We start from the raw sequence: 17,853 nt of genomic DNA on the forward strand, positions 1-17,853 counted from the left end.
TTTACTTTCCAGTTCCAATTTTATAATATACAAATCCTATATTTTCTAATTCTGTTTTATTTAAAACACCTCTTCCATCGAAGATAAAAGCTGGTTTTTGCATACTCTCATAAATTTTATTCCAATCGTAAGTTTTAAACTCATCCCACTCTGTTAAAACAGCAATGGCATGTGCGTTCTTACACACTTCATAAGGATTTTTAATTACTTTAAGAAGCTTTCTATTATCCTCGTTGGATCTTGTGGCTAAATATTCTAAATCTGCATAAATGCGCTCCTCTACAACTTTTGGGTCGAAAACAGCTATTTCAGCTTGTTCATTTAGTAAATTATCTGCGACTTTAATTGCAGCAGACTCTCTAGTATCATTCGTGTCCTTTTTAAACGCCCAACCTAAAAAAGCTATTTTTTTACCAGATACGGTATTGTATAGCGTGCTAACAATATTATCTGAAAATCGCTGTTTTTGATGGTCATTCATTAAGATTACTTGCTCCCAATAATCAGCAACTTCATTTAACCCATAACTTTTTGCAATATATACTAAATTAAGTATATCCTTTTGAAAACATGAACCTCCGAATCCGACAGACGCTTTTAAGAATTTTGATCCTATTCGGCTATCCATACCTATAGCTTTCGAAACTTCGTTAATATCTGCTCCCGTTTTCTCACAAATCTCAGACATGGCATTGATTGAAGACACACGTTGTGCTAAAAATGCATTGGCTGTAAGTTTAGATAACTCAGACGACCATACGTTGGTTTTTAAAATTCGTTCTTTAGGCACCCAATTGGCATAAATATCTGCCAATGCTTGGATAGCTTCTTCTCCTTCTGGAGTTGTATCCCCTCCAATAAGAACTCTATCAGGACTTAAAAGGTCTTCAACAGCAGTTCCTTCAGCTAAAAACTCTGGATTTGATAAAATTTGAAATGCTACATCATTACCCGTATTATCCAAAATGCTTTTTATTGCAGAAGCAGTTCTAACAGGGAGAGTTGATTTTTCAACAATAATTTTACTTTGCTTAGAAACTCTTGCTATTTGACGAGCGCATAATTCGATGTATTTTAAATCGGCCGCCATACCTTTCCCTTTACCATAAGTTTTAGTTGGTGTATTTACCGAGATAAATATCATTTCAGCTTCATCAATAGCCTTATCAACTTCCGTAGAAAAAAACAGGTTTCTGCCTCTAGCCTCTTTTACAATTTCATCTAAACCTGGCTCGAAAACGGGAAGATTATCTAAATTCTCATCGTTCCAAGCGGCAATTCTATTTTCATTAATATCTACAACGGTAACTTGTATATGTGGACATTGTTTAGCAATTACAGCCATGGTAGGACCTCCAACATAACCAGCGCCAATACAACAGATTTTTTTTATGTTCATTTAAAATGCTTTTATAAACAAAAATAAGGAAGTATTTTAAAAAAAGACTAGTTAATAAACTAAAATGCATGATCGTTAAGGTCCTTTTTCTTATGAAGAGCAAACAGTACTAAAAACATTAGTAATGTTGATAAAGGAATGTAAAAAAGATTTCCGCTCAATATTGAAAGTGCTATGATGGTTATAAAAAATGCTTTTGAAATATAATTATTAACCAAATGCGTGTATAGAAAATAAATAAATACCGAATACCCCAATAAGCCAATGATTCCAAAAAACAACATAATGTCTAGCATCTGTAACTCTAACCTTACAATTTCTAGCCCTATTGTGCCAAATAGAAAGCTATAGTTGATTGAGGATAATTCGTTGAAAAGCTCTAAAGTATTATCAGTTCTGTATGAAAAAATTGCAGTGAATAAACCGTCGGATTTAATCACTTTTTGAAATAAAGGGGTAAGAAATAGTCCTACAAGCAAACCAATAAAAGCAATAAAAGCTGCGATTAATATTTTAAATTTAAGCGATTTTTTAAGATTAGAATCAAATACAATCAGCAAACTTACTAGTAGGAATTCTGCAAAAAACACGCCTTTAACTCCTGACAAACTAGCTATTACTAGGGTAAGCAAAATCATTTTTTTGTTTTTAAATGCCCAAAACAAAGTGGTGGCACATAAATACAAATAAGGGGTAAAACCTTGACTTAAAATAATGCCATTATATCCAAATCGGTGGTATTGATAGGTTTGAAAAATCAATATTTCAAAAATTAAACCAAGAAATACATAGATTGCATTTAAAACAATAAAGCCTATAAAAAGTTTATAAAGCTTCGTTGCAAAATTTTGGGCTGTATTTAAGTTTGCAAAATGTATTAATGGAAATACAAGTAAAGGAAATATATATCTCAGATATTCATCAACATAACGATGAGAGAAGTTGTTTTTTAAAAGAAAAAGAAAAGATAATAAAATAATAAAACCCATTAAAAGTTTTAAATTATCAAGCACATATTTATAATGTGTTAATATAAAAACTACTGCATATAGAATAAATATGGCTTTTATAATTCTGTTGAGTTTCAATAATTCGATATTATAGAATATTCCTATTTTATCTAAAAAATCAAATCCTAAACTTAATATTAGAAAGCCTAAAATTACACCTTGATAATTGGTTAGAAGAGCTTTAAATTTATGCATTTCAAACATACAATTATTTAATTTTCTTTAAAATATACTTTTCATAGGCTGCATTAATAATGTCCCAATGATAAAGGTCTTCTACTTTTTTTATGTTGTTTGTTGCAAAGTTTCCCTTTTGAGAAAATAAGCTTTCATTATTCATCATGCTCCGAATATCATCAGAATTATCAAAATAATAGGCGTTTTCTTCTAATATACTTTTATTAAAAATATTATTGTTTGCTATTATTAATGTATTAGAAGCCATGGCTTCTAATAAGGAAGGATTTGTACCGCCAACAGAATGCCCATGGAAATAATACTTAGAAAAAAATCTTAAATTATTAAGCTCTTCTTGATTGTAATTTGCACCTACAAACTGTATTCTTGTATCATTACTATATTTTTTTTGGAGCTTCTCTCCAAAGTCATTTAAGCCTCCGAAAATAATTAAACTATGTGGTGTTTCGGATTTATGATATCCTTCCACAATGGTAGCTATATTGTTTTCTGGCTCTAGTCTAGCTATTAGGATACAGTATTTATTCGCCCCTACATTGTATTTTGTTAAAACATCATCATCCGGGTTTTTAAAAACAGATGCGCCATATGCAATAAATTCTGACTCTCTATGGTACTTTTTAGAAATATAGTCTTGAATCCCGATAGAATCTGATATTAAGAAATCGCTTGACCTAACAGCAAGTTTCTCCGCATATTTTAAGAATTTTTGAACTTGAGCAGAATATTTTGAACGCTTCCATTCCATACCATCCATATTCGTAATAATCACTGGCTTTTTAGGAAGTAATTTATACCATATAGAATTTGAGGTGTAACCTAACTGTAAAATAACATCAAAATTTCTTTTTCGTGCATCTAAAATACAGTTCAAATCATATATAAACTGACCAACAGTGCCTACTTTAGATTCTGGATCATAGCAATGAATTAAATGAACACCTTTAAAGTTTTTTTTCTGAAAAGGATGGTCGTGAGAGTTATATACATAAACATCGTGGTTTTTGCTTGCTAGATACACTGAAAAATATTCAGCAAACTGCTCAAAACCACCATGATTATTGGGGATACCTCTAGTTCCTAATATGGCTATTTTCATTTACTTTATTTGAATTCATAAGTATTAAGATGACCGTGGCGAAAAAATAAACTCCGTTTACTCTACCAAAAATAGATTCTGAGAACATTACTACAAACATAAATAATGAAAACTGAATTATTAATTTATCCTTCCTTTTTATTCCAATAACTAAACTATAAACAGGAATCAAAATTAATAGTATCAAGCCTATAATACCAGTTCGCCAAAATGTATCAACATACTGATTATGTGGATTAAAGCTTTTGTGATTTACCAAACCCAAATTAACTAATCTATTTTCAAGAATTTTATTTGTTTCTTTTGTAACGCCTTTTCCAAAAACATAATCTAATCCACTCATTGTAGCAATAGATTCTCTCCATAGCAACAAACGCAGTGTTAGTCCATTAACTCGTGCATCATTAGAGTTCTCTATAGGATTCTCATTTAAAATAGCAAAATCTTCTTTCTTTAAGATTTCATCAAACCTGCTTTTTAAAGGTGAAAATAAAATTACAATTATAACCAATGGCAAAATTAAAAGCGCCGTTTTCTTATTCTTTAGCAAGTTGATAAATACAACAATTAATGACAGTAAAAACACCATTTTAGATCCACTAAATATTAGAAATACAAGCAAGACAAATTCTAAGAAATATTTACTTTTACCTTTATAATTATGATCTATAAAACAGATGGAAAAGAATAGAAGATAAGAAAAATATACTGGATGCAAATATTTTGAAAAATAATCAAAGGATAGAAATTCAAAATTCTGATAAATATAAACTTCAAAAACTGACGTTAATAAAAAGCCAAACCCCAGTACAAATGCAGAAATAGGAAACAGCGATAAATATTTTCTGTCGGCTATAGATGGTAATACGGCGGCTAAAACCAAAAATGGCAGAAATCGATCAATTGTAGATATTTCTTTAAAACCTTCATCAGAAAAAATGTTATTTATCATATAAAGCATAAAAAAACCTAAAATAATAAGGTTAATTTTTTGTGCTTTTATAGCCAGCCAAGATATGTTTCTTAAATGCAAAACCGCTATTAATATTAAGGCTATATTATAGATAGGAGCTGGTAAAAAAACACTTAAAATAAGGAATGATAGTGTTAGACTTGTAATAGTGAATGGCCCAATATCTATTGGTTTTAAGGCTTTTATAACTAATACCATTAAAACCAATAGAATTAATGTTGGAAAAACAAGTTGGTAAATATTCTTAAAGTCTGAAGTATATATAAAAGTTTTAGGCAACTCAATAAAACTATGTTTTCCATTGGCGTTTATCGAATATTTATCATCCGTTTTTTTTAAACTTAAACTACCTACCAAATTAATATCGTTAAGCTTTACAGATTTAATTTCATTTTTTGTTTTTATTACAATATCATATAAATAGAGATCTTCTGTAGGATTATTAAAATAGAGCCTTATTTTTCTTACTTTAGAAGAAGTATCTAAAACAGCTAAATATGTTGAATCTATAATTTTTTGAAATAAGTATGGCTTTTTAAAATCTATTGCCTCATCATTACCTTTTACTATATATACTAATGGAATTACTTTTTTATTTACCTGATTTTTTAAAGTAATTTGAATTAAATTTACATTACTATTTAATAGGGTGGTGTGTTTATGTATATAAACCCCAAGTATAATAAGAGCTATTACAGTTGTTATTAAGAATATAAATAATGGATGTTTTTTAGTTATCAAACTTCAATTACTGGTTTTTATGATGAGAATCTATAATTTTTTTAAAATGTTCAGCTATTGTTGGCCAATTATACTTCGATAGAATTGGGCTATAAATCTCCGCTAAATTAAAATTGCTGTTTAATTGGTTGATTATTTTTGATTTCAATTCATCCAAATTATATGGATCAAACAAAAATTCATTAGGTAAATCAAAATCTGTCATTGCCGTTCGATTAGAACATAAAACTTTTTTTTCTAAAACCATGGCTTCTAAGGGCGGGATCCCAAATCCTTCAGCGAAAGAGGGGAAAACAAAAAGATCACAATTTTTATAATACTTAATTAAATCATTAGTGGCTACGTTTTCTATACAAATTAAGGAGTCTCCAATAAGTTCTTTATTTGAATTAATATAATTTTCAAACTCAGGATAGCTAATATCTCTTTTCCCAATATAAACAAGTTTGTATCCTTTATTAAACAATTTCAACTCTGTAAAGGCTTGAAGTAAACTTAAATGATTTTTTCGAGGTTCTATCCTTGAAACATACATAATGTATTTTGACGGTGTTTCTACATAACTTTCGTTTTCAAGATAAAAATCGTCATTAACCGCATTGGGAGTTACAAAAATATCTTCCGCATTTATCTTATAAAATTCTAATATTTTTTGTTTAGAGAACTCAGAAACGGTCAATAAAACATCAGCTTTCCTAGATGAAAGTTTATGTAGGAAGTGGTTAATAATCCTAGTTTTCAATGGAAAAAAGGACTTAAATTCTTTCTGTTCAAATAAAATATCATGTACCGTAACAATATATTTTCCTCTTATTATTGGAGGGATAGTATATTGAAAATGTGAATAATCAATATCATATCTTCTAATAATTGAAGGGAAATCAACTATCAATCGGTGAAATTTATTGCTCCTTTTTAAGGGCACGAACTGAAGATTATCAAACTCTCCAAACTCTTTTTTTAAATTATCAATATTCGATGCCGCAATAAAAAAATTCCAATCTTTACAAATAGGAATAAGTGCGAGGTATAAGCCTTTTAGATAACTTCTTGTCCCTTGATATTTATCATCAAAAACATGACCGTCAACTAGAATATTCATAAGTTAAAAATGGTTTTAAATTATTGGTTTTTAGCTGTTCCGCTACCAAATAACTTATTTTTTATTTTTACTGCAAAATCAAAATTTTGTGCAACGAGTTTTTTTATTTTTGAAGAATCTTCTCCTGGGAACCAATCAGTTGTTCTTGGTGTTTCCATATGAGTTTTGTGCAACGTATAAGCATAAGTAGCTACTGATGTTCTAAAATTTCCTTCAGGAAAAGATGTTAAATCATAGCCATGAAGAGTATGACGACCGCACTCCTGAATAATTAATCTATTAAAAGGAACTGCTAATTCTTTTTTTACCCCAGACCTTAAATCTTCTATTTTCAAATGACCTTGATATTCTTCTTTCCAGTCGGTATTAAGATATAACAAAAGATTCATTTGTCTAAACCAATTTTTATTTATAGGATGATAGTTGAAATCTAAATGCATATCTAGAAAACTGTTTTTCTTTCCTTGATGCAATCCACCACCATGATTTTTGGGGTCGACAAATACTTCTTTGGCAGATATATAGGATAAAAATTTATTAAATCTATCGGATTTTAGGTCATTATACAATTCATCAAAAAGAGGCCCCAATTCTTTATAATTAGATTTTTCAAATTTATTGTTAGCAAACATATAATCTCTGCTCTTATTATTCAATTCTGGTATTTGACTTCGTAATTTTTGCAATTTATCCTCATCACAAAAATCATCAATAATTAAATATGAAAAAGGCTGATTAGTTAAATATTTTATTCGAAATTCTTCAATATTTTCTTCTAACTTGTCAAAATGTATCATAATAATTGTTTTTTCAAAATTACACAAAAATATTAATAAAATAATAGTTTAAAACTATGCTTTTAATTCTGTATAATACTATTTTTCAATGAATTTTTGGTACTGTTTAAGTGACTTAGACCATAATAAACCAAAATAATTACAAAATAGTAAAATCCTTGTTTAGGAATATCAGTTCCAATAAGATTAATATAAAACCCAATTAAAAACATTAAAGATATTCGGTTTCTTTTACTATAGAATATTTCTGTAAATGACAGTAGCATGAGTACGAAACCTATAATACCTTTTTCGGCTAGAGACATTGCTAAGTAAGTGTCTGTTACGCTATAATAAAAAACTTTATCTGGAATTTCTTTATGCAAATTTGTTATCCCTGCATAAATTTTGTTATCTGCATTTGGTGAAGATAATGCCCCGATACCATTTCCAAATGGATTTTCATAAAACTTATTTAATGAATATTCCATAAAAATTCCGCGTTGCGAAAACGCATTTTTTTCTGCAAATGGATTAAAAGTACTAATAAATTTTTGAAGATTGTCATCATTTAATACATAAACGATACTTCCAATTAATACTATAAAAGAAGTGAATGCGACCAACAAGACCCTTTTGGTTATTTTAATTTTTTTAGGTAAATAAACAGCCAATAGTAATAATGCTAGAATTATTAATGGCCCTCTAGAAAACGTAGTGACAGCAACAGCAATAAGTAAAGCAACATCCCAATAGTTTTTAGTTTTATTTAAATAGTATAGTAAAATTAAGTACAAACAAGCTAATTGCGTCATTATTCTAAAATCAAAAACAAAGCCCATATTTCTTGGAATAGCTCGATTAACACCTAAATCTATGGTGTAAGTTGGTTCTTTAAAAATAATACCACCTGAGAACAGATTATACATTTGGCCATAAAAGTCTGGGGATATATAAATTATTAAACACGCCACAAACGTATATCTGAAAAATTTTAAAAGGTAATGGTAGTTTATTTTCTTTTCTCCATTGCTTAATACAACCAATAAAAATAATAGTAATGGAAGTATCTCTTTTGCAAATTCTGTTATAGCATATGAAATATGGAACAAGCTCAATAACAACATAAATACTAAAAAGAGAATGGTCCACTTTAATGCATTCAATTTATAATTACTAATACTTTTTAAACTACTAAAATTATAAGTTAATATTATTAGTATAGGGACGTAATTACAAACCAAATTAAGTATATTAAAAGATATATTACTGTTAATAATAAAAGGCCCCATTATAAGTCTTGCAGATAGCATTAAGATCAATACCGTGGTAATATCTCTTTTAACAATAACTCTATAATACGAAATAGCTAAAAGGGGTAAAATAAGTATATAGGCATATTCTGGCTCCTTGTATATTGTTATTATAAGTAACCCAATTATAAACAGATAATAATCAACTTTTAAATGCTTCAAGATATTTATTTAATTACTGTTAAGAATGCGATACTTAGTGCTTTAATGTTTTCCTGATGCATACATCTTGGATCTCCAAAAGCATCAGACATAATGCCTTCGAAGGAGTTTTCTAACAACCAATTAGAAAATTCATTAATGCTCATGCCATCTTCTTTGTTGTTTATTAGAGTGGTTAAAGATTTATTTTTAAAATCTTTCCAAGACACTTCTTGGCAAGATTTTAATTTATTAAAAAAAGCTGGAGCAAAAGTAAATGCATTTTTATTTTTTAACCCTGCCTCATAAGCTATTGTTCCAGATACCGTAAAAACACCTTCAACCACATCCAATAATTTATGGGAGTCTGCCTTATTATTAATTAAATAAGTGTTACGTAATTTTTTTACCGTTTTGTAAAATTTCAAATTTCTATCACCAATAGCATTGGAGTGCTCTTTAACTAATAATATAGAATCTTCAGGGAGTATTCTCCAAATATTTATAATGAGATCTAACTGATTTTCATAATACCTTCCAATAACATCTATGGAAGCCTCAGGTTGTTTGTGAAGTGTAAAAAGAAACATCTTCTTATCCTGTGGTAAGTTTTGAGTTGAAGTTTCTGAAACAAACCTTTTAAATAAAAATCGATTATAAACTTCTGCCGTTCTTATTTTAAATTGAGTTGCAGGGCTACTGTACAAAGTAGGGTCATTTGAATCTTGATTCGTTCTTGAAATAAAGTTTTTAATCAAGACCAAGTTATGCTTAAGAGTCCCTTTTTTTAATATTAATTTGTCGTTAATTGCCAGGTAAGATGGTTTCTCAAGTTTAATGCTAGAACCATTTGTAGTTATAACATTAGAAACTTCTTTGATATGAGACTGAAATTCATCCTCAAAAAAAGCAAACCTTCCGTTTGGAATTCTAACAGTGTGTGGATTTAAATATACGCAATTAAGTGCTTTAGCAGTTTTGGTTAATCTGTGAACCAGTAATTCGTGAGCCCAGGTGACTTCTCCAAAAACAAACTGAATGGTATTAGTATCTATAAAATTATAAACTAATTCCTGTAATTTCAATAAATAATCAAAAGTCCAAGTTTCAGATTCCTCTTTTAATACCCGATCTCCATAAACTAATTCATTAATTTTTAAATCAACTTGACCTATTTTCGGGTTAGACGCTAACACTTCTTTTTTACCAATATATAATAATTGGTCTTCTGGAAATATAGTCTTTAAAAAATCATATTGTTTTCTGCTAGGTATAATCCAAAAAGATTTTACATTATCAGCTTTAAGCAACTTTGCAACTTCAACAAAAACATCTGTTTTGTAATAATTGGCAATAAAACATATGTTTTTCATATTTAATTAAATAAAAATTTGCTCTAAGCTATTTTATAATTTCTTTTATACAACACAAAGATACTTAATAATAAAGACGTAAATGTACTTACAAACATGGCAATTGAAATCCTCTCTAAGAAATTTATATCTAGTAATATCAAAAGCATAATAAACACAAAGGCACTAAATAATGCCAAATACAATTTAATAATATTTTTATTTTCTCTTCCATAATGCATTTCTAAATATGCATAAATACATGCAAAAAATGTTTGCCCAATTATTAAAGCAGAAATGGATGTAACTCTAAACAAATCAACATAATTATATACGAGATAAATTTCTGTTACAATAATTACAAATACCAACGCAAGCGTTAAAAACCCTAAATATTTATATAATAAATTCCTTCTTATAACAAATAGATTTTTTTCCACATAAATATCCTTTATTATAAAAGCCCAAATAGAAGAATGTGTAAGAAATATTAGCATCGAAAACCGCTGCACTAATGATAGCAAGACACCATCATCTAAATTCATTTTGGTTAAAACATGCATTTTACCATAATTAGTAATATACATCATAATAAAAACTTGTAATAAAGAAGGCCATGAAAACAGCAAGGTGCTTAAAATTAATTTCTTTAACTTATGGTTATCAAAATCTTTGTTCTCTTTAAAGAAAACATCTATAACACACTTAAAAAGATAAAATACGCTAAATAAAATTTGGCCGATAAAGATGAGCCATAAAGAAAATTCTAAACCGGAAAAGAAATACGCAAAAAGAAATGATAAAGATAAAACATTTGAAAAAAGTGTTATATAAACGGCTTTTTCAGGTTTATTGGTAAGTCTATAATAAGAGGCAAAAAAAACTGTCGCTAAAACAAAAAGCAACCTAGAAACAATAAAAACAATAAAGGGCTCATACTCAAAGCCATAATAATTTACAGCTATTAAGACTAAACCAATACAACTAATAAGCAAATATAATCTCTGGAATGTTTTTACAAATATCTTTAGAGTAGCTTCCTGATTATCGCTATTTCTGTAAGCATAGAAAAAATATCCTGCCAGCCCTAAATCTACTAAAGGAATAATAACGGTGGTTATCGAATAAATATATTCAATGGAAACATATACTCGCTGGTCTTTAAAAAATTGAAAAACTAATAAAGGCAGTAGGAAAATAATGGCTTTATCCAAATAACTCAAGGCCATAAACCTTAAGAGCGGTTTGTTTTTCTGAAAAAGCGTAATAATTTTTTCCAAGATCAATATTTATAAATTAAGTTTAATATTTTAAAATGAAATCTTTAAAACACCTTAAAACCCCTTAATTAATTCTTTACTTAAAGGTGTACCTCTTTCAATATTTTCAGAAAATGATTTTCCTAAAATTTCATTATAATATTTTGGGTGCAGTCCATATCCAGGACGAATAGAACGTATATTTTCTTCCGTTACTAAATCGCCTGCTTTAACTTCTTGAACGACAAAAAGTGATCGTGCAAATTTCCTATTGTTCTTTACTTTTTCTGATATCTCATAAGACACCTTTCCTAATAGTTTTTCGGTATCTCTTACTTTATCTACTAATTCTGTGAACTCCTCCACATCTAAAGAAAAATCTGCATCTGGTCCTCCAATCGCTTTATCTAATATAAAGTGTTTTTCTATAACTGTTGCACCTAAAGCCGTTGCTACCGTTGGTGCTAAAGAGCCATAAGTATGGTCGCTAAAACCAACCTCAACGCCAAAGCGTTGTTTTAAATCTGGAATGGTTTTTAGATTTGCTAAGTCTAAGGGCGCTGGGTATGATGATGTACACTTTAACAGAATAATATCATTATTTCCAACTTTTCTACACGTATCAACAGCCAATTGAATGTCTGCTTCTTCAGCAATTCCTGTGGATATTATAATAGGTTTTCCTTTTGATGCCGCATATTCTATTAATGGAATATCTTGAATTTCAAATGACGCAATTTTATAAGCTGGCACATTTAATTCTTCAAGAAAATCTACAGCCGAAAAATCAAAAGGCGAAGAAAAACAAATCAAACCTTCCTCTTCGGCTACTTCAAAAAGCCTTTTATGCCACTCCCAAGGCGTATATGCTTCGCCATAGAGTTCGTAAAGAGTTTTTCCGTCCCAAAGGGTGCCTCCTTCAATTTTAAAGTGCTCGTTGTCACAATTTATCGTTAAGGTATCAGGCGTGTAAGTTTGAAGTTTAATGGCATCTGCTCCTGTCTTTTTTGCTGCTCTTATAGTTTCAATGGCTACATTTAAATCGCCATTATGGTTTGCAGATAGTTCTGCTATTATAAAACATGGATTGTTTCCACCTATGGTTCTATTTCCTATTTTCATTTCCAAGTGTTTTTCCAAGCGTAAAAGTACAGCTTTCTGTCCTTATTGTATCCAACTGCACCGCACCATTTTTGGTCTTGATAATTACATGAGGTTCGATCTGAATAATTTCACCATTAGCCTGTTTTTCGGTAATGATACTTTCTGAAATCGAAATCTTATCAATAATCACTTTCTGATTTTTATAGAATGTAAACGCTCCTGGATACGGATTTGCTTGTGCTCTTACCCAATTTCGAATGTACTCTTTATTCCAATTCCAATCTATTTCACCATCTTCTGGCGTACGTTTTCCAAAATAAGTTGCCTCTAATTCGTTTTGTTCTATTAGGTTTAACCGATTTGTAGCCGCATCATTCAGAACTTTATTAACCAACGGATAGTATTCTTGAGCATACTTTTCAAGCATTATCGCTCCCGTGTCATTTATGTTAATTGGAATTTCTATTTGGTGAATAATTTTACCGGTATCACATCCTACATCAATAATGTGACCCGTTACGCCAGCCTTAGTTTCCCCATTAATTATGGCCCAAACATGTGGTGTTCTACCTCTATACTTTGGTAATAATGAACCATGAATATTAAAAGTTAATAAATTAGAATGGTTAATTATATCTTCCTCAATTAAAAACAAATAATTAATAGAGGCAATAACATCTGTTTTAAAATTTTTTATAAAACTGAAACCTTTACCTTTTCTAGGATTTCCTGCATAAAAAGGAATATTATTTTGAATAGCAAAATCTATAATTCCAGTAGAATTTTTATCTGTTAAAATAAATTGGACTGCATGATTTTTAGCCACTTTTGAAAGCGTATCTAAACCTAATCCACCACTGCAAAGTATACCTATCGTTAACATAAGCTTTTAATTAAATCTAAGTGTCTTTTAGTGATTTTATCATCAAACAATATCTTTTGTGCCTCAAGTTGAGAATTGAATTCTTTATTTTCAAAAATGATCTTTAAACCATTTACAAAATCTGAAACTTGATAGTTTTCCATATTGCCACCTTCAAAAATTGCTTTATGATTTAAAAAACCCTTATAAATTAATTCTTGATTATCTACATAAAAACCACTAAAAATAGGCATTTGTACACAACACAATTCATATAAAATCGTGCTTGCAGGTGCAATTGCAAAGTTGCATTGCTCCATAGTTTCTATGAGTTTTTTTTCTGATAGGTTTCGATATATTTTAATTTTACGGCCGTATTTTTCTTCTAAATTAAAAATTTCTTCATCTAAATAAGCCGCTCCTAAAACAACATGTATACTTTTGAAGTTTTCAAATAATAAGAGCGCCTGGACAGCTTTTAAAGTTAAATGGAATGGATCTGCACCTCCAAAGCATACAAATGCGCTATCCAATTCTTTAACAGCTCTATTTTTTTTGGCTGCTTTTAAAAATAAGGGTCTTAATAAAGCGAACTTTGTTCCTAAAGCTAGTTTTGAATAGACCTCCTTTTTGTAATGCTTCTCTTGTATGTAAGGCGAATGATTTATAACAACATCTGCATATATATGTTCTTTTGCTAAATCGTCTATATAAATTAAACTATAACCTTTCGATTTTATTTGTTTTTGGTAAGATGACGTAAATTGATAACCATCTGCAATAATTATATATTCTTTAGATGAAAAATTAGCTTGCAACCAATCTGCTTCATCAAGTGTATTAATTTCTTTGGGAATAATTACCGTATTATATTCTTCAGGAATAACTGAATTTGTTGAGGTTTCATGTGTTATAAACACAAATTCTAAAGTGTTTTTAACAGTTTCAACCAGACTAAATAATCTATATAAATGACCTAATCCTGCGGTTGAGCTTCCATCGGCTCTAAAAATTACTTTCTTGGTCATTTAGCATGAGTTTATATTTAATTTCAGCTAATTTCCAGTCGGTTTCGGTATCAATATCTTGTGCATGTAATTCCGAAATTACAATAGCTCCAGAATTATCTGTAAACAACTTCTTTTCTATCTCAAAAGCGGCAGATTTTAACCAGTAAAACTGACCAGAATCATGGTATCTGGGCTCTAAATCTTGAGAGCGAGAGTTTAAATACTCATTCCAAACCATGTCTACTTTGTTATTTTCAATTTTTAAAGATCGTTGTATTGGAAATGAAAACTCCAATACTGGAAAAAGGCTTTCAAAGTTACCATCAATAAATTTATTGTAGGCCTCAGTAATTTTCGTGGGTGTTACAAAAGGTGCTGTTGGTAAAATACAGCAGATATTTTTAAAATCCTTATTCTTTTTAGAGTAATTGATGCGTACCTCTTCAACAACATCTGCTAGAACGGCAAAATCATTTGCATTTTTTTTATCTCTTAAAAAAGGAACTTTTGCACCATATTTTTTAGCTATTTTGGCTATCTCTTCGTCATCAGTCGATACCATGACTTCTTCAAACAAGTTACTTTTTAAAGCTGCTTCAATAGAATATGCAATAATAGGTTTACCTAAAAACAATTTAATATTCTTTCTTGGTATCCGTTTACTTCCTCCTCTTGCAGGTATAATTGCTAAATTAGCCATTGATGTAAGATAGAACTTTTTTAATTACAAAATCCTGGTCCTCATCAGTTAAACTCGGGTACATAGGTAAACTGATACATTTGGAATAATAATTTTCCGCACAAGTTAAATGAGCCGTATTGTATCCAATTTCCTTATAATAAGGCAATAAGTGTACAGGAATATAATGTATTTGCGTAAAGATATTCTGTGTTCTTAAAAAGTTGTATAACCCTTTTCTATCTTCAACTTCAATAACAAATAAATGATGAGCATTTAAATTGCCCTCTGGTAAAGTTTGAAACTTTATTTTTCCAGTAAAAGCTTCTTTATATCTTTTTGCTATGTCGTTTCTTCTTGCTACTCCTGCTTTGTTTTTTGCTAGTTGTGTAATCCCTAAAGCAGATTGAATATCTGTTAACCTATAATTATAACCCAATTCTTGCATTTCGTAAAACCAGCCTCCATGATCTTCAGCCATATTTTCTTTAGTAATACCATGGGTTCTTAATAAAGATAATTTTTTGAAAAGTGCCTCGGAATTGGTAGTCACCATCCCACCTTCTCCACAGGCTATATGCTTTACGGGATGGAAAGAGAAAATGCCAATATCGGCATACGTTCCATTTCCACACATTTGTGTTTTATGTTTAGAGTCCGTAAAAGAACCACCAGGTGCATGGCAAGCATCTTCTATAATCCATAAATTATGTTCTTGAGCTAATAATTTGAAAGCCTCTAAATTAATTGGTAATCCAGCAAAATCTACTGGAATAATACCTTTAAAAAACCCTTTAGGTTTACTTTCAATAAGTTTTTTGGTACTTTCAAGAGAAAGTAGATACGTATCTGGATCTATATCTGCAAACCAAACTTCTCCTCCTGCATACCTAATGCAGTTGGCGGATGCCGCGAAAGTTATTGGTGTCGTTATTACACGTTCCCCTTCCTTTAAACCTAAAGCTAAAACAGCTAAATGTAAACCAGATGTTGCATTGTTAACTGCTACGGCGTATTTGGCACCAATATAAGTTGCAAATTTATCCTCAAACTCCTTTACTTTTGGTCCCTGTGTTAGGAAGTCGGCCTTTAAGGTTTCAACAACAGCATCAATGTCATCTTGTTCAATATTTTGTCTTCCGTAAGGTATGGCGTTTTTCATTCCTTTTTAAAAATTAGGGTCTACATGTTCTTTTATAAGTTTACGAAGACTTTCTACAGTTTCCCACTCTTCATTATCTCCGGAGTTATAACTAAAGCCATAAGGTGCTTTTTTAGCGCTAAATGTACTTATAAACTCGTCTAAACTCCATTTATGTGTTGGAGGTAGAATGGTATAATACTTCCCAAGATCATAGGTGTAAAAAGAATCTGATGATGTTATCATTTCTTCATGAACTTTCTCTCCTGGTCTAATGCCTACAACTGGTTTTTCACAATCTGGACCAATAGCATTTGCTACATCCATTATTTTGTATGAAGGTATTTTAGGAACAAACAATTCTCCTCCCCAAGCATGTTCTAAGGCATGCATAACCATATCTACACCACCTTGAAGCGAGATATTAAAACGTGTCATATTTGGGTCTGTGATTGGTAAAATATTCTCGATTTTCTTTTTATTTATAAAAAAAGGAATAACTGAACCATTAGATCCCATGACATTTCCATAACGTACTACTGAAAAACGAATGGGATTTTCTCCCTTTATATTATTTGCAGCAATAAACAATTTATCTGACGTTAATTTAGTTGCTCCATACAAATTTATTGGTGCACAAGCTTTATCTGTTGAAAGTGCTACAACGCGTTGCACTTTAGTTTTAAAACAGGCATCTACAACATTCTCAGCACCACCAATATTGGTTTTGATACATTCATCCGGATTATACTCGGCAATATGAACATGCTTCATGGCAGCAGCATGAATTACATAATCTACACCTTGGAATGCTCTAATTAAACGCTCTCGGTCTCTTACATCTCCTATAAAATAGCGAATTTGAGGATATTTTTCAACGGGATATTCTTGAGCCATTTGAAACTGTTTCTGTTCGTCTCTAGAATAAATAATCAATCTTCTAACCTCTGGATAATTATTTAATATATGTGAAGTTAAAGCCTTTCCTAATGAGCCCGTTCCTCCTGTAATTAATATAGATTTTCCTTTTAAATATAACATATTCTCTTCTTGAATTTATTTGTAATAAAATTTAAAAAAACAGAATAAGATTAAAATATCTGCTTAGTTTATTTTGTTATACATCCTCTTGCAAAATAATAACACAACGATCATTTCCAACAATATAAGGATCGTATTTTTCTCCACTTGCGTCCGTAAATTTTTTTAATTTAAATGTTGTTGAATCTTGAAGTATTTCAATTCCTTCATTAAAATTAAAATACTTGTAAAGTTCACTTGCTTTGATTTTATAACTAGAATTAGAATATTTCAAATCACATTCAGTAATCATAATATTCTCTTGACTAGGGTTACTACCAAAATCTAACCTAATGTTATATGGGTAATCTGATTCTGGCAATTCAAATTTAATTTCTTGTATTTCATCACTTGGATATACCTTAGTATGTATCAATTGATCAACACCAAATTTTTCACCTTCAAATTGCGTATAGAATAAAGAAAAAACGTCTTCTTCCTTAACTAAGGCATTTAATGTTAAAGAAAAAACTTTTTTTAATTCCGGCTTCTCGATTACATCTTCTTCAATTGATTCTACTGGTTTTTTATCTGTTTTCTGATTACATGCCGTATTTAAAAATATAAAACAGCAAAACAATAAACTCATATTTATTCTTATCATGTCATTTTAG

The 17,853-nt window shown here is 29.9% G+C and carries 16 protein-coding genes; all 16 read right to left on the reverse strand.

All coding sequences use genetic code 11. From position 1 onward, the window contains the following. Nucleotide 1 precedes the first annotated feature (1 nt). Entirely contained in the window at nucleotides 2-1,399 is a 1,398-nt protein-coding gene (locus IEV77_RS02645; RefSeq protein ID WP_188461577.1) for a UDP-glucose 6-dehydrogenase, read from the reverse strand. A gap of 59 nt (nucleotides 1,400-1,458) precedes the next feature. Then, complete coding sequence (locus tag IEV77_RS02650) at nucleotides 1,459-2,604, reverse strand: hypothetical protein (protein ID WP_188461579.1); 1,146 nt, start codon at nucleotides 2,602-2,604, stop codon at nucleotides 1,459-1,461. Between the two features lie 13 nt (nucleotides 2,605-2,617). Further along, nucleotides 2,618-3,706: a DUF1972 domain-containing protein gene (locus IEV77_RS02655; protein ID WP_188461580.1), complete on the reverse strand. Its 1,089-nt coding sequence runs from the start codon at nucleotides 3,704-3,706 to the stop codon at nucleotides 2,618-2,620. Beyond that, nucleotides 3,681-5,420 (reverse strand): O-antigen ligase family protein, encoded by a 1,740-nt coding sequence (locus IEV77_RS02660; RefSeq protein WP_188461582.1) that lies wholly within the window; start codon nucleotides 5,418-5,420, stop codon nucleotides 3,681-3,683. Before IEV77_RS02660 ends, IEV77_RS02655 begins: the two co-directional genes overlap by 26 nt. Nucleotides 5,421-5,427: 7 nt before the next feature. Next, nucleotides 5,428-6,522 (reverse strand): glycosyltransferase family 4 protein, encoded by a 1,095-nt coding sequence (locus tag IEV77_RS02665; RefSeq protein WP_188461584.1) that lies wholly within the window; start codon nucleotides 6,520-6,522, stop codon nucleotides 5,428-5,430. A 20-nt stretch (nucleotides 6,523-6,542) separates the two neighbouring features. Next, nucleotides 6,543-7,319, reverse strand: coding sequence for a 2OG-Fe(II) oxygenase (locus IEV77_RS02670; protein ID WP_188461585.1), 777 nt, complete (start codon nucleotides 7,317-7,319; stop codon nucleotides 6,543-6,545). A 62-nt stretch (nucleotides 7,320-7,381) separates the two neighbouring features. After that, on the reverse strand, nucleotides 7,382-8,773 hold the full coding sequence (locus tag IEV77_RS02675; RefSeq protein WP_188461587.1) for an O-antigen ligase family protein: 1,392 nt from the start codon (nucleotides 8,771-8,773) through the stop codon (nucleotides 7,382-7,384). Between the two features lie 5 nt (nucleotides 8,774-8,778). Continuing rightward, complete coding sequence (locus IEV77_RS02680; protein ID WP_188461589.1) at nucleotides 8,779-10,125, reverse strand: hypothetical protein; 1,347 nt, start codon at nucleotides 10,123-10,125, stop codon at nucleotides 8,779-8,781. A 23-nt stretch (nucleotides 10,126-10,148) separates the two neighbouring features. Continuing rightward, nucleotides 10,149-11,384: a hypothetical protein gene (locus IEV77_RS02685; protein ID WP_188461590.1), complete on the reverse strand. Its 1,236-nt coding sequence runs from the start codon at nucleotides 11,382-11,384 to the stop codon at nucleotides 10,149-10,151. A gap of 54 nt (nucleotides 11,385-11,438) precedes the next feature. Further along, nucleotides 11,439-12,485 carry a pseudaminic acid synthase gene (gene pseI, locus IEV77_RS02690; RefSeq protein WP_188461592.1) on the reverse strand — a complete coding sequence of 349 codons (1,047 nt, stop codon included), beginning with the start codon at nucleotides 12,483-12,485 and terminating at the stop codon, nucleotides 11,439-11,441. Further along, the gene (locus IEV77_RS02695) at nucleotides 12,469-13,350 is read right to left on the reverse strand and encodes a methionyl-tRNA formyltransferase (RefSeq protein ID WP_188461594.1); all 882 of its coding nucleotides are present in this window, start codon (nucleotides 13,348-13,350) and stop codon (nucleotides 12,469-12,471) included. The genes pseI and IEV77_RS02695 overlap by 17 nt, the downstream gene beginning before the upstream one ends. Further along, nucleotides 13,344-14,357: a UDP-2,4-diacetamido-2,4,6-trideoxy-beta-L-altropyranose hydrolase gene (pseG, locus tag IEV77_RS02700; RefSeq protein WP_188461596.1), complete on the reverse strand. Its 1,014-nt coding sequence runs from the start codon at nucleotides 14,355-14,357 to the stop codon at nucleotides 13,344-13,346. Before pseG ends, IEV77_RS02695 begins: the two co-directional genes overlap by 7 nt. Next, complete coding sequence (gene pseF / locus IEV77_RS02705) at nucleotides 14,335-15,039, reverse strand: pseudaminic acid cytidylyltransferase (protein ID WP_188461598.1); 705 nt, start codon at nucleotides 15,037-15,039, stop codon at nucleotides 14,335-14,337. The genes pseG and pseF overlap by 23 nt, the downstream gene beginning before the upstream one ends. Next, nucleotides 15,032-16,180, reverse strand: coding sequence for a UDP-4-amino-4,6-dideoxy-N-acetyl-beta-L-altrosamine transaminase (gene pseC, locus IEV77_RS02710; protein WP_188461600.1), 1,149 nt, complete (start codon nucleotides 16,178-16,180; stop codon nucleotides 15,032-15,034). Before pseC ends, pseF begins: the two co-directional genes overlap by 8 nt. 6 nt (nucleotides 16,181-16,186) lie before the next feature. Then, nucleotides 16,187-17,200, reverse strand: a complete 1,014-nt coding sequence (pseB, locus tag IEV77_RS02715; protein ID WP_188461603.1) for a UDP-N-acetylglucosamine 4,6-dehydratase (inverting) — start codon at nucleotides 17,198-17,200, stop codon at nucleotides 16,187-16,189. Between the two features lie 76 nt (nucleotides 17,201-17,276). Further along, a complete protein-coding gene (locus IEV77_RS02720; protein ID WP_188461605.1) occupies nucleotides 17,277-17,843 on the reverse strand; it encodes a hypothetical protein in 567 nt (188 codons plus the stop codon). Nucleotides 17,844-17,853 lie beyond the last annotated feature (10 nt).

The organism is Xanthomarina arctica (assembly GCF_014638915.1).
In the GTDB taxonomy this organism is placed as follows: domain Bacteria; phylum Bacteroidota; class Bacteroidia; order Flavobacteriales; family Flavobacteriaceae; genus Xanthomarina; species Xanthomarina arctica.